This window comes from Citrobacter sp. Cu233 (assembly GCF_030332225.1).
Taxonomy (GTDB): domain Bacteria; phylum Pseudomonadota; class Gammaproteobacteria; order Enterobacterales; family Enterobacteriaceae; genus Citrobacter.
In genome coordinates, this window is record NZ_JAOWIF010000021.1 from 51023 (window position 1) to 63206 (window position 12184).

Here is a 12184-nt window from a genome sequence, read left to right on the forward strand (position 1 = left end):
ATGTAAAAAGGTTCTTTTGATGGCCAATAATACCACTGGATTCACTCGGATTATCAAAGCAGCAGGCTATTCCTGGAAAGGTTTCCGCGCCGCATGGATCAATGAGGCGGCATTCCGTCAGGAAAGCGTTGCCGTACTGTTGGGGGTAGCAATTGCCTGCTGGCTGGACGTTGACGCGATTACCCGCGTACTGCTGATTGGTTCGGTGATGCTGGTGATGATCGTTGAAATTCTGAACAGCGCCATTGAGGCGGTCGTCGACCGGATTGGTTCTGAGTATCATGAGCTTTCTGGCCGGGCGAAAGATATGGGATCGGCTGCGGTATTGCTTTCTATTTTTGTCGCTCTGATCACCTGGGGCATCCTGTTGTGGTCGCATTTGCGATAAAGATTCCACAACTTCATAAATCTCCTGTTTTTTGTGCAGTTTGCGGTTCCAAATTCGCCTTTAGCTGTATATACTCACAGCATAACTGTATATACACCCAGGGGGCGGAATGAAAGCGTTAACGGCCAGGCAGCAAGAGGTGTTTGATCTCATTAGAGATCACATCAGCCAGACAGGTATGCCACCGACGCGTGCGGAGATCGCGCAGCGTTTGGGGTTCCGTTCCCCAAACGCGGCTGAAGAACACCTGAAAGCGCTGGCACGTAAAGGTGTGCTGGAAATCGTTTCTGGCGCATCGCGTGGTATTCGCCTGCTGCAGGAAGAAGAGGAAGGTTTACCGCTTGTTGGTCGTGTCGCGGCCGGTGAGCCACTTCTGGCACAGCAGCACATTGAAGGTCATTACCAGGTTGACCCATCACTGTTCAAACCGAACGCCGATTTTCTGCTGCGCGTCAGCGGCATGTCGATGAAAGATATCGGGATTATGGATGGCGATTTACTGGCTGTGCATAAAACGCAGGACGTGCGCAATGGCCAGGTTGTTGTTGCCCGTATTGATGATGAAGTCACGGTTAAGCGCCTGAAAAAGCAGGGCAATAAGGTTGAACTTCTGCCAGAAAACAGCGAGTTCAAACCGATCATCGTTGACCTGCGTGAGCAAAGCTTCACTATTGAAGGGTTGGCTGTCGGCGTGATTCGTAACGGTGAATGGCTGTAATGATCTGCTGATTTCCTGTAGGCCGGAAAAGGCGTTTATATCGCTTTCCGGCAAGTTGCCCGATGACGTTACGCTTGTCGGGCCTACAAAAACGCGTTAATTCCTTTTCAGGCTCCTTTCCATGCCTTTCTTTACCTCCTCTGATAAAGCACTTTGGCACCTTGCCTTACCGATGATTTTCTCCAACATCACTGTTCCACTGCTGGGGCTGGTGGATACGGCGGTGATTGGTCATCTGGATAGCCCGGTCTACCTTGGTGGCGTTGCCGTTGGCGCAACAGCGACCAGTTTTCTCTTTATGTTACTGCTGTTTTTACGCATGAGTACCACCGGTCTGACAGCTCAGGCGTTCGGCGCGAAAAATCCGCAGGCACTGGCACGAGCGCTGGTTCAGCCGCTGATGCTGGCGTTGGGTGCCGGATTGCTTATCGCACTGTTTCGTACACCGGTTATCAGCCTGGCGTTGCATATCGTGGGAGGTAGTGAAGCGGTGCTGGAGCAGGCCAGACGTTTCCTTGAAATCCGTTGGCTCAGCGCGCCCGCCTCACTGGCCAATCTGGTGCTGCTTGGCTGGCTGCTTGGCGTCCAGTATGCACGCGCGCCAGTGATCCTGCTGATTGTTGGCAATGTGCTTAACATCGCGCTCGATTTGTGGCTGGTGATGGGCCTGCATATGAACGTGCAGGGCGCGGCGTTGGCGACGGTGATTGCTGAATATGTCACGTTACTGATCGGCCTGATGATGGTACGCAACGTTCTGCATTTGCGTGGGGTTTCGCTGGCGATGTTGAAGCTTGCGTGGCGCGGCAACTTCCGTCGTTTACTGGCGCTTAACCGTGACATTATGCTGCGTTCGCTGCTGTTACAACTCTGCTTTGGTGCTATCACGGTACTCGGGGCTCGCCTCGGTAGCGATGTCATTGCTGTCAATGCCGTTCTGATGACCCTGCTGACGTTCACCGCTTACGCGCTGGACGGATTTGCCTATGCCGTGGAAGCACATTCTGGTCAGGCTTATGGCGCGCGGGATGGCAGCCAACTGCTGGATGTCTGGCGGGCGGCTTGCCGGCAGTCGGGTATCGTGGCGATCCTGTTTTCCCTGGTCTATGCCCTGTTCGGCGAGCAGATCATTGCGCTATTGACCTCATTGCCGCAGATCCAACTGCTGGCCGATCGCTATCTCATCTGGCAGGTGATTTTACCGCTGGTAGGCGTCTGGTGTTATCTGCTGGACGGGATGTTTATTGGCGCAACGCGTGCTGCGGAAATGCGTAACAGCATGGCCGTTGCGGCCGCGGGTTTCGCGTTAACGCTACTGGCTTTACCGCTGCTGGGAAACCACGGCTTGTGGCTGGCGTTAACCGTTTTTCTCGCGCTGCGCGGGCTTTCACTGGCCTTCATCTGGCGACGTCACTGGCGTAAGGGTACCTGGTTTGCCTGATGCCTATGGTTAAAAATTCTGAATAGTAAATAAAACCCAGAATCCCTGACTACACTTATTATCACGCCCGGCAAAAACAGCATGTATCCGGGCGCAGCACTCTCGCTATTCACAACCTAACGATGAGGACTTGATGATGAATAAAGACGAAGTCAGCGGTAACTGGAAACAGTTCAAAGGTAAAGTGAAAGAGCAATGGGGCAAACTGACCGATGATGATATGACGGTCATTGAAGGTAAACGCGACCAGTTGGTAGGTAAAGTCCAGGAACGATACGGGTACGCGAAAGATCAGGCGGAGAAAGAAGTTAAAGATTGGGAAAAACGCAACGATTACCGCTGGTAATTCACCCCTCCCTCCTGAGAGTACAAGGATGTACGCTCTTTTATTTACCGCCCGACTTTCTTCTTCACCTGAATGGTATGGTCATGCTGGCAATCGCCAGGATGGCGGCATGATTCAACTTCCACACATGCCGGACACAGGCCGTGGGCTTCGATCACGTTATGGCGCAGAGCAAATCCCATTTTAGCTGCCAGCGTATGCATAATATCTTCCACGCCTTCCGCACACTCTTCTTTTACCACACCACAGCGGTCACAAATAAACATTGCCGAGCTATGGGTTGGCTGATCGAACAGATGACAGAGCACATAGCTGTTGGTGGACTCTACTTTGTGCACAAAACCTTGTTCAAGCAGAAAATCAAGCGCACGATACACTGTCGGGGGTTTGGCCTGCGGCTCGGTTTCCCGCAGCAGATCAAGCAGATCATAGGCGCTGATCGCACCTTCCTGCAGGCTCATCAGGCGCAGCACTTCGAGGCGTTGTGGCGTTAGTCGCACGTTACGTTGCACACAGAGTTTTTCAGCTTGAGCCAATAACTCCTGCGTGGTGGTTTTGTCCATTTGGCGCCTCGATTTGTGTGGAAGGTTAATCCCTTACTTTATCATGTTCTGCTTAAAACGCCGAGATCCACCGCTGTGTGCTATACCTGACGCATCGCAACACTGGAAAATTACCATGAAAAAACCCGATTGTATTCGCCACTGGCGTGAAGTTGAGGGGGCTGATGACTCCACCTATCCAGGCAGCGATGAGCTTTTTTCTATTGGCGCGCCGCTGGCCCGCAGGTTGGGGTTAGGGCGATTAGGCATTCATCACGAACGTCTGCCGCCGGGGCGTCGTACTTCTTATCCACACGCTGAAAGTGATGAAGAAGAGTTTATCTACGTGCTGGAAGGCTACCCGGAAGCCTGGATAAATGGTTACTTATGGAAGCTGGAACCCGGCGATAGCGTCGGTTTTCCGGCAGGAACCGGTGTGTGCCACACTTTTATCAACAACACCAGTGATGAGGTGCGGCTGCTGGTCGTCGGTGAAGCGAACAAGAAGCATAACCGCATCTACTATCCGCTCAATCCGGTGTATGCGGCCACGCGCGAAGATCGCTGGGTTGACCATCCGCCACAGTTTTTTGGTCCACACGACGGAAAACCCGGACGGAAATGACGATCTACGCGGACGAAGAGCGCTATCCACGATGATGTGGCTCACTATCGCAACGGTCTATGCTATAGTAGCGCCCCTTTTTTAACCGGATGCTTGAATATTCGCCATGCTGCCTGAATCTCAGTCTACCGCTTTTCCCGCTCATCGTTTTTCTATCGCGCCGATGCTTGACTGGACGGACAGACACTGCCGTTACTTTTTGCGCCTGCTGTCCCGCCAGACGTTGCTCTATACGGAGATGGTGACCACCGGGGCAATCATTCATGGCAAAGGCGACTATCTGGCGTATAGCGACGAAGAGCATCCGATAGCCTTACAGCTGGGCGGAAGCGACCCGGCGGCACTGGCCCAGTGCGCAAAGCTGGCTGAGGCACGAGGCTATGACGAGATTAACCTCAACGTCGGCTGCCCTTCCGATCGCGTACAAAACGGGATGTTTGGCGCTTGCCTGATGGGGAATGCGCAACTGGTCGCCGATTGTGTGAAAGCGATGCGTGATGTGGTGTCGATTCCGGTGACGGTTAAAACGCGTATCGGTATCGATGATCAGGACAGCTACGAATTCCTGTGTGACTTCATCAATACGGTTTCCGGTAAAGGTGAATGTGAGATGTTTATCATCCACGCCCGCAAGGCCTGGCTGTCCGGGCTAAGCCCGAAAGAGAACCGTGAGATCCCGCCGCTGGATTATGACCGTGTTTATCAGTTGAAGCGTGATTTTCCGCACCTGACGATGTCGATAAACGGTGGAATTAAATCATTGGAAGAAGCAAAGACGCATCTGCAATATATGGACGGCGTAATGGTGGGCCGGGAAGCCTATCAAAACCCGGGTATTCTGGCATCGGTCGACCGTGAAATTTTTGCTGCGACCACTCCGGATGCTGACCCTGTCGCCGTGGTGCGTGCCATGTACCCGTATATTGAGCGTGAACTGAGCCAGGGGACCTATCTGGGGCATATTACCCGCCATATGCTGGGGTTGTTCCAGGGCATTCCAGGCGCACGCCAATGGCGTCGTTATCTGAGCGAAAATGCGCATAAAGCCGGGGCCGATATTAACGTTCTGGAACATGCGCTGAAACTGGTAGCGGATAAGCGTTAAGTTCTCACCAAAAGTTAGTCAATTTCACCACGCCCTGCGTTTTGTCGCGGGGCATTTTCTTTATAAATCAAAGTATTAATTTTGGCATGTTTCTTGTAATGCAATGGAGAGAATTTCATTTCGGGAGAGTATCATGCTGGAACTACTTTTTGTGATTGGCTTTTTTGTCATGCTGATGGTCACTGGCATATCACTGTTGGGCATCCTCGCCGCGCTGATGGTGGCGACGGCAGTGATGTTCCTCGGCGGGATGTTTGCGTTGATGATTAAACTGTTACCCTGGCTGTTACTGGCTGTCGCCGTCGTGTGGGCGATCAAGGCGATAAAAGCGCCAAAAGTCCCACAGTATCAGCGCAATAACCGTCGGTTTTACTAAGGTATTGAGCGGTGCGTCACAACCTGAAACATTGCCTTTAGAACCAAATAGGAATTGATAATCAAATCTGTCACTATTGCGCGGTTAACGAATTCATCGAGCTGTACCCTACATACAGCCGAACTAAAAAAAGAAAGGGCTTCCTGCGGGAAGCCCTAATTCTTTCCCCATCATAATTCAAACTTCAGGTGTGTTGGCTGCTTTCATTCACCCCAGTCACTGACTCCAGTAAGCGCCTGGGGATTGAATTATTTAGGGGACATGATGGCGTTACGGTATCAGCAAACTCGACCCCTGCGTGGCGCGGCTTTCCAGCACTTCATGGGCACGCCGCGCGTCGTGCAGCGCGAATGTCTGACCAGGCGCGACATCCACTTTAATCACCCCGCTGGCAATCAATGAGAAAAGCTCATTGCTGGCTTCAGTTAATTCATGGCGGTTGGTGATGTAACCCTGCAGAGAAGGGCGCGTTACATACAGTGAGCCTTTCTGATTCAGAATACCTAAGTTAACGCCGGTTACCGGCCCGGAGGCGTTGCCAAAGCTGACCATCAATCCCCGGCGTTGCAGGCAATCCAGTGAGGCTTCCCAGGTATCTTTTCCCACCGAGTCGTATACCACCCGCACTTTTTTACCACCGGTGATCTCCTTAACCCGTTCGACGATACTTTCTTCACGGTAGTTAATCACTTGCCATGCCCCGGCCTGCTGCGCTATTTGCGCCTTCTGCGCATTGCCGACAGTACCAATCAGCTTCGCTCCCAGCGCTTTTGCCCACTGGCAGGCAATCAGCCCGACGCCGCCCGCTGCAGCATGGAACAAGAAGGGCTCATTGGGCTGGATTTCGTAGGTTTTACGTAACAGATAAAAAACGGTTAACCCTTTCAGAAATGAGGCTGCTGCCTGCTCAAAAGAGATGGCATTAGGCAGAATGGCGGCTTTATCGGCTGGCACGTTGTGCACAGAACTGTACGCGCCAAGTGTTGACTGGGCATAAACCACACGATCGCCAACGTTAATGTGCGTCACTTTGCTGCCGACTTTACTGACCACGCCTGCTGCTTCTGTGCCCAGACCACTGGGTAACGAGGGGGGCGGATAAAGTCCACTGCGGATGTAGGTGTCGATGTAGTTGATGCCAATCGCTTTGTTCTCGACCTGGATTTCATGTTCCGCCGGGTCAACGGGCGTAAACTCCACAGCCTTCAGTACATCAGGGCCGCCGTGCTTGTGAAATTCAATACGTGTTGCCATGCTTCCTCCAGAAATGTGGTAATCTTTCGACCCAATCATTATCTCGGTAACTCCATTCACTATGGCAGGAAATAAACCCTTCAACAAACAACAGACTGATGCTCGTGAGCGCGATCTCCAGGTCGCCGGGCTGAAAGTACCGCCGCACTCGATTGAAGCGGAACAGTCGGTGTTGGGCGGTTTAATGCTGGATAACGAACGCTGGGACGATGTGGCCGAGCGCGTGGTTGCGGAGGATTTCTACACCCGCCCGCATCGGCATATTTTCACCGAAATGCATCGCCTGCAGGAGATGGGAAAACCTATCGACCTGATTACGCTGGCAGAGTCGCTGGAGGTTCAGGGACAGCTGGATAGCGTCGGCGGTTTTGCATACCTGGCTGAGTTATCTAAAAACACGCCAAGTGCGGCGAATATTAGCGCCTATGCTGATATCGTCCGCGAACGCGCCGTTGTTCGTGACATGATTTCGGTGGCCCATGAAATTGCGGAAGCCGGTTTCGATCCGCAAGGGCGCTCCAGTGAAGACCTGCTGGATCTCGCGGAATCCCGTGTCTTTAAAATCGCCGAAAGCCGCGCCAATAAAGACGAAGGCCCGAAAAATATTACCGATGTACTCGACGCCACCGTCGCGCGTATTGAACAGTTGTTCCAGCAGCCGCACGACGGCGTCACCGGGGTGAATACCGGCTATGACGACCTCAACAAAAAGACCGCGGGTCTACAGCCGTCGGACTTGATTATTGTCGCGGCACGTCCGTCGATGGGGAAAACGACATTTGCGATGAACCTCGTCGAAAATGCGGCGATGTTGCAGGATAAGCCGGTTCTTATCTTCAGTCTCGAAATGCCATCAGAACAGATCATGATGCGTTCTCTGGCCTCGCTTTCGCGCGTGGACCAGACCAAAATCCGTACGGGTCAACTGGATGATGAAGACTGGGCGCGGATTTCCGGAACAATGGGTATTTTGCTGGAGAAACGAAACATCTATATTGATGATTCCTCCGGTCTGACGCCAACGGAAGTGCGATCGCGCGCACGCCGTATCGCCCGTGAACACGGCGGTATCGGACTGATCATGATCGACTACCTGCAGTTGATGCGTGTACCGTCACTCTCCGATAACCGTACGCTGGAAATTGCAGAAATTTCCCGCTCGCTGAAAGCGTTAGCGAAAGAACTGCATGTGCCGGTGGTGGCGCTGTCACAGCTTAACCGTTCTCTGGAACAACGTGCTGACAAGCGCCCGGTTAACTCAGATTTGCGTGAATCAGGCTCCATCGAGCAGGATGCTGACTTAATCATGTTTATCTATCGTGATGAGGTTTATCACGAGAACAGCGACCTGAAAGGGATCGCTGAAATTATTATTGGTAAGCAACGTAACGGTCCAATCGGTACGGTGCGTCTGACGTTTAATGGTCAATGGTCGCGCTTTGATAACTATGCGGGCCCTCAGTATGATGATGAGTAATTTCTAAGGAACACAAATGCAAGCGGCAACTGTAGTCATTAACCGCCGCGCTCTGCGACACAACCTGCAACGTCTGCGTGAACTGGCACCCGCCAGTAAACTGGTTGCGGTCGTGAAAGCGAACGCTTACGGCCATGGTCTGTTAGAGACCGCGCGAACGCTCCCTGATGCGGACGCTTTTGGTGTCGCTCGTCTTGAAGAAGCCCTGCGGCTACGCGCGGGAGGGATCACGCAGCCCATCCTGCTGCTGGAGGGATTTTTTGATGCAGCCGATCTGCCGACGATATCCGCGCAGCGTCTGCATACTGCCGTACATAACCAGGAGCAGCTCGATGCTCTGGAAGCGGCCGAGCTGGCTGAACCTGTCACGGTCTGGATGAAGCTCGATACGGGTATGCACCGCCTGGGTGTACGTCCGGAGCAGGCTGAGGCGTTTTATCAGCGCTTAACGCAATGTGAAAACGTGCGCCAGCCGGTCAATATCGTTAGCCACTTTGCCCGTGCCGACGAACCTGAGTGTGGCGCGACCGAAAAGCAGCTCGATATCTTCAATAGCTTTTGCGAAGGTAAACCGGGGCAGCGATCAATTGCTGCATCAGGCGGTATTTTGCTGTGGCCGCAGTCTCACTTCGACTGGGCGCGTCCGGGTCTGATTCTGTATGGTGTATCGCCGCTGGAAAATCACTCCATCGGAGAAGATTTTGGCTGCCAGCCCGTGATGTCACTGACATCGAGCCTGATTGCTGTGCGAGAGCATAAAGCAGGTGAGCCAGTGGGTTATGGTGGCACATGGCAGAGCGAACGCGACACACGTCTCGGCGTGGTGGCGATGGGGTATGGCGATGGTTATCCACGCGCTGCGCCGTCGGGTACGCCGGTGCTGGTTAACGGCCGTGAAGTGCCGATTGTCGGTCGTGTTGCGATGGATATGATCTGCGTGGATTTAGGCCCAGAGGCGCAGGATAAAGCGGGCGATCCCGTGATCCTGTGGGGCGATGGCCTGCCTGTGGAACGCATCGCAGAAATGACGAAAGTAAGTGCTTACGAACTTATCACTCGCCTGACATCAAGGGTTGCGATGAAATATATCGATTAATTACCTGATATGCCGGATAAGGCTCTACCGCCGCCATCCGGCAATATTCTCACCAACGGCAACATCCTCTCGATCTTCTCCCGCTTCCGGTTTATTGTGTTCTTACCCCACTGCCTGTAAACCTGGAGAACCACACGTGTTTCAAAAAGTTGACGCCTACGCTGGCGACCCGATTTTATCGCTCATGGAGCGCTTTAAAGAGGATTCACGTAGCGACAAAGTGAACCTCAGCATTGGTCTGTATTACAACGAAGAGGGGATTATTCCTCAGCTTAAAGCCGTTGCAGAAGCGGAAGCTCGTCTCAATGCGAAGCCGCATGGCGCTTCGCTGTATCTGCCGATGGAAGGCCTGAACACGTATCGCCATACCATTGCGCCGCTACTGTTTGGGGCGCAGCATCCGGTACTCCAGCAACAACGCGTGGCAACGATTCAGACGCTGGGGGGGTCTGGTGCGTTAAAAGTAGGTGCGGACTTCCTGAAGCGTTACTTCCCTGATTCTGGCGTATGGGTCAGCGATCCGACGTGGGAAAACCATATCGCGATTTTTGAAGGTGCGGGATTCGAAGTAAGTACTTACCCATGGTATGACGACGCGACTAATGGCGTTCGTTTCAACGACCTGCTGGCAACATTGAGCACCTTACCGGCACGTAGCATTGTGCTGCTGCATCCGTGCTGCCATAACCCGACGGGTGCGGATTTAACACCAGCACAGTGGGATGCGGTTATTGAGATCCTGAAAGCGCGCGACCTGATCCCGTTCCTCGACATTGCCTACCAGGGTTTTGGTGGCGGAATGGAAGATGATGCGTACGCCATCCGCGCGATTGCGAGTGCTGGTTTACCGACTCTGGTTAGCAACTCATTCTCTAAAATTTTCTCATTGTATGGCGAACGTGTTGGCGGGCTTTCTGTGGTGTGTGAAGACGCAGATACCGCGAGTCGTGTTCTGGGGCAGCTAAAAGCGACGGTTCGTCGTAACTACTCCAGCCCGCCAAACTTTGGCGCACAGGTCGTTGCCGCGGTACTGGGTGATGAAGAGCTGAAAGCCAGCTGGCTGGCGGAAGTTGAGGTCATGCGTACCCGCATTCTGGCGATGCGTCAGGAACTGGTAAACGTGCTGAACGCTGAGATTCCGGGCCGTAATTTCGACTACCTGCTGCAACAGCGTGGTATGTTCAGCTATACCGGGCTGAGTGCGGCTCAGGTTGACCGCCTGCGTGATGAGTTTGGTGTTTACCTGATTGCCAGCGGACGCATGTGCGTTGCGGGCTTAAATCACGGCAACGTGAAGCGGGTTGCGAAGGCATTCGCCGCAGTCATGTAACCGGGTTTGTCATTTATCGGACTGTGATGCCGGATGGCGGCGTAAATGCCTTATCCGGCCTACAAGGACATATGGATTTTTCATTTGTAGGCCTGATAAATGCAGCGCCATCAGGCACGCTTTCCTGTGTGATCATCCTCTTTTTCTGTAACAAAACCAGAGAAAATCCTTCCTTTCCCTTCCCTCAGGGGGTAAGGTCAGATAGTTTTTTGACCAGTTGTTAAATAAAAAATCATAACTAACTGACTACTTAGGGAAAAATATGCGCAAGATTACGTTGGCATTGAGTGCCGTTTGTTTATTGTTCACGTTGAATCAGTCAGCCCAGGCTTTAGTTTCTTCTCCTTCTCAGCTTAATCCCGGTACTAACGTTGCTAAACTTGCTGAGCAGGCCCCCATTCACTGGGTCTCTGTTGCACAAATTGAAAATAGTCTGACGGGCCGCCCGCCGATGGCCGTTGGCTTTGATATCGATGATACGGTTCTCTTTTCCAGCCCGGGCTTCTGGCGCGGTAAAAAAACATACTCCCCGGACAGCGAGGATTACCTGAAAAACCCGGCTTTTTGGGAGAAAATGAACAACGGTTGGGATGAGTTCAGCATTCCGAAAGAAGTCGCGCGGCAGTTGATTGATATGCACGTGCGTCGTGGGGACAGCATCTTTTTCGTGACCGGACGCAGCCCGACGAAGACCGAAACGGTCTCTAAAACGCTATCTGATAACTTCCACATCCCGTCTGCAAATATGAATCCGGTTATTTTTGCCGGTGACAAGCCAGGTCAGAACACCAAAACGCAGTGGTTGCAGGAAAAAAATATCCGCATGTTCTACGGCGACTCCGATAATGACATCACCGCCGCTCGCGATGTTGGTATCCGCGGGATTCGTATTTTGCGCGCCTCTAACTCTACCTATAAGCCGCTGCCACAGGCAGGAGGGTTTGGCGAAGAGGTGATCATAAACTCAGAGTACTGAGGTCACCGAATGCGGATTGGTGATTTTTTAAACAAAATTACGTTGCCGGCTTTTACCTTTTGCGGACTTGCTGCACACTGAATAAATGATGTTCTCATTAGGCGACTTGCTGGTAAGGGGAATAAAAATGACGAATTCGGAGTTGCTGCAATACTGCATGGCGAAAACCGGTGCGGAGCAGAGCGTGCACAGTGACTGGAAAGCCACACAAATCAAAGTCGAAGATGTGCTCTTTGCCATGGTAAAAGAGGTGGAAGAACGCCCGGCGGTCTCTCTGAAAACCAGTCCGGAACTGGCGGAGTTGTTACGCCAGCAGCATAGTGATGTCCGACCAAGCCGGCATCTGAACAAAGCACACTGGAGTACGGTGTATCTGGATGGCTCGTTGCCGGATTCGCAAATTTATTATCTGGTCGATGCCTCTTATCAACAGGCGGTGAACACGCTGCCGGAAGATAAACGCCGGATACTGGCGCAGCCCTGATCTGTTTCGCCGGATGCGGCGCAAGC

The 12184-nt window shown here is 52.7% G+C and carries 14 protein-coding genes and 1 pseudogene; 12 read left to right on the plus strand and 3 right to left on the minus strand.

What is annotated here, in order from left to right; all coding sequences use genetic code 11:
• The first annotated feature begins 19 nt into the window (after positions 1-19).
• The 4 genes from OGX95_RS00310 to OGX95_RS00325 all read left to right on the plus strand — a co-directional run bounded on the left by OGX95_RS00310 (position 20) and on the right by OGX95_RS00325 (position 2893).
• Positions 20-388: a diacylglycerol kinase gene (locus tag OGX95_RS00310; RefSeq protein ID WP_003826594.1), complete on the plus strand. Its 369-nt coding sequence runs from the start codon at positions 20-22 to the stop codon at positions 386-388.
• Positions 389-497: 109 nt separating this feature from the next.
• Positions 498-1106: a transcriptional repressor LexA gene (lexA, locus tag OGX95_RS00315; RefSeq protein WP_103777801.1), complete on the plus strand. Its 609-nt coding sequence runs from the start codon at positions 498-500 to the stop codon at positions 1104-1106.
• 121 nt (positions 1107-1227) lie between these two features.
• Complete coding sequence (dinF, locus tag OGX95_RS00320; protein ID WP_286627887.1) at positions 1228-2547, plus strand: MATE family efflux transporter DinF; 1320 nt, start codon at positions 1228-1230, stop codon at positions 2545-2547.
• Between the two features lie 136 nt (positions 2548-2683).
• Positions 2684-2893, plus strand: a complete 210-nt coding sequence (locus OGX95_RS00325) for a CsbD family protein (protein WP_005132658.1) — start codon at positions 2684-2686, stop codon at positions 2891-2893.
• Positions 2894-2937: 44 nt separating this feature from the next.
• Here the strand turns inward: OGX95_RS00325 and zur are convergent, their stop codons facing one another.
• On the minus strand, positions 2938-3456 hold the full coding sequence (gene zur, locus OGX95_RS00330; protein ID WP_137381183.1) for a zinc uptake transcriptional repressor Zur: 519 nt from the start codon (positions 3454-3456) through the stop codon (positions 2938-2940).
• Positions 3457-3571: 115 nt separating this feature from the next.
• Between zur and OGX95_RS00335 the strand changes: the two genes are divergently transcribed.
• The 3 genes from OGX95_RS00335 (at position 3572) to pspG (ending at position 5541) form a co-directional block, all read left to right on the plus strand.
• Positions 3572-4060, plus strand: a complete 489-nt coding sequence (locus tag OGX95_RS00335) for a cupin domain-containing protein (RefSeq protein ID WP_286627888.1) — start codon at positions 3572-3574, stop codon at positions 4058-4060.
• A 106-nt stretch (positions 4061-4166) separates the two neighbouring features.
• The gene (gene dusA, locus OGX95_RS00340) at positions 4167-5165 is read left to right on the plus strand and encodes a tRNA dihydrouridine(20/20a) synthase DusA (RefSeq protein WP_286627889.1); all 999 of its coding nucleotides are present in this window, start codon (positions 4167-4169) and stop codon (positions 5163-5165) included.
• Between the two features lie 133 nt (positions 5166-5298).
• Positions 5299-5541, plus strand: coding sequence for an envelope stress response protein PspG (pspG, locus tag OGX95_RS00345; protein ID WP_286627890.1), 243 nt, complete (start codon positions 5299-5301; stop codon positions 5539-5541).
• Positions 5542-5811: 270 nt separating this feature from the next.
• On the opposite strand, the gene OGX95_RS00350 is transcribed toward pspG, so the two are convergent.
• Positions 5812-6795 carry a quinone oxidoreductase gene (locus tag OGX95_RS00350; protein WP_286627891.1) on the minus strand — a complete coding sequence of 328 codons (984 nt, stop codon included), beginning with the start codon at positions 6793-6795 and terminating at the stop codon, positions 5812-5814.
• 61 nt (positions 6796-6856) lie between these two features.
• Here OGX95_RS00350 and dnaB point away from each other — a divergent pair, with 61 nt between their 5' ends.
• The 3 genes from dnaB (at position 6857) to tyrB (ending at position 10698) form a co-directional block, all read left to right on the plus strand.
• Positions 6857-8272 carry a replicative DNA helicase gene (gene dnaB / locus OGX95_RS00355; protein WP_137381179.1) on the plus strand — a complete coding sequence of 472 codons (1416 nt, stop codon included), beginning with the start codon at positions 6857-6859 and terminating at the stop codon, positions 8270-8272.
• A gap of 16 nt (positions 8273-8288) precedes the next feature.
• Positions 8289-9368: an alanine racemase gene (gene alr, locus OGX95_RS00360; protein WP_286627892.1), complete on the plus strand. Its 1080-nt coding sequence runs from the start codon at positions 8289-8291 to the stop codon at positions 9366-9368.
• Between the two features lie 136 nt (positions 9369-9504).
• On the plus strand, positions 9505-10698 hold the full coding sequence (gene tyrB / locus OGX95_RS00365) for an aromatic amino acid transaminase (protein ID WP_286627893.1): 1194 nt from the start codon (positions 9505-9507) through the stop codon (positions 10696-10698).
• Positions 10699-10711: 13 nt separating this feature from the next.
• Here the strand turns inward: tyrB and OGX95_RS22965 are convergent.
• Positions 10712-10822: pseudogene (locus OGX95_RS22965) on the minus strand (hypothetical protein); the annotation flags it as partial.
• Positions 10823-10960: 138 nt separating this feature from the next.
• Between OGX95_RS22965 and aphA the strand changes: the two are divergent.
• Together aphA and OGX95_RS00375 are read left to right on the plus strand one after the other, a co-directional pair.
• Positions 10961-11674: an acid phosphatase AphA gene (gene aphA, locus OGX95_RS00370; RefSeq protein ID WP_286627894.1), complete on the plus strand. Its 714-nt coding sequence runs from the start codon at positions 10961-10963 to the stop codon at positions 11672-11674.
• 127 nt (positions 11675-11801) lie between these two features.
• The gene (locus OGX95_RS00375; protein ID WP_006688292.1) at positions 11802-12158 is read left to right on the plus strand and encodes an MmcQ/YjbR family DNA-binding protein; all 357 of its coding nucleotides are present in this window, start codon (positions 11802-11804) and stop codon (positions 12156-12158) included.
• Positions 12159-12184 lie beyond the last annotated feature (26 nt).

What these genes read in the sequence shown, in the direction of transcription:
- OGX95_RS00310 (WP_003826594.1), top strand. Translation starts at nt 20, where the DNA reads ATGGCCAATAATACCACTGGATTCACTCGGATTATCAAAGCAGCAGGC.
- lexA (WP_103777801.1), top strand. Translation starts at nt 498, where the DNA reads ATGAAAGCGTTAACGGCCAGGCAGCAAGAGGTGTTTGATCTCATTAGA.
- dinF (WP_286627887.1), top strand. Translation starts at nt 1,228, where the DNA reads ATGCCTTTCTTTACCTCCTCTGATAAAGCACTTTGGCACCTTGCCTTA.
- OGX95_RS00325 (WP_005132658.1), top strand. Translation starts at nt 2,684, where the DNA reads ATGAATAAAGACGAAGTCAGCGGTAACTGGAAACAGTTCAAAGGTAAA.
- zur (WP_137381183.1), bottom strand. Translation starts at nt 3,456, where the DNA reads ATGGACAAAACCACCACGCAGGAGTTATTGGCTCAAGCTGAAAAACTC.
- OGX95_RS00335 (WP_286627888.1), top strand. Translation starts at nt 3,572, where the DNA reads ATGAAAAAACCCGATTGTATTCGCCACTGGCGTGAAGTTGAGGGGGCT.
- dusA (WP_286627889.1), top strand. Translation starts at nt 4,167, where the DNA reads ATGCTGCCTGAATCTCAGTCTACCGCTTTTCCCGCTCATCGTTTTTCT.
- pspG (WP_286627890.1), top strand. Translation starts at nt 5,299, where the DNA reads ATGCTGGAACTACTTTTTGTGATTGGCTTTTTTGTCATGCTGATGGTC.
- OGX95_RS00350 (WP_286627891.1), bottom strand. Translation starts at nt 6,795, where the DNA reads ATGGCAACACGTATTGAATTTCACAAGCACGGCGGCCCTGATGTACTG.
- dnaB (WP_137381179.1), top strand. Translation starts at nt 6,857, where the DNA reads ATGGCAGGAAATAAACCCTTCAACAAACAACAGACTGATGCTCGTGAG.
- alr (WP_286627892.1), top strand. Translation starts at nt 8,289, where the DNA reads ATGCAAGCGGCAACTGTAGTCATTAACCGCCGCGCTCTGCGACACAAC.
- aphA (WP_286627894.1), top strand. Translation starts at nt 10,961, where the DNA reads ATGCGCAAGATTACGTTGGCATTGAGTGCCGTTTGTTTATTGTTCACG.
- OGX95_RS00375 (WP_006688292.1), top strand. Translation starts at nt 11,802, where the DNA reads ATGACGAATTCGGAGTTGCTGCAATACTGCATGGCGAAAACCGGTGCG.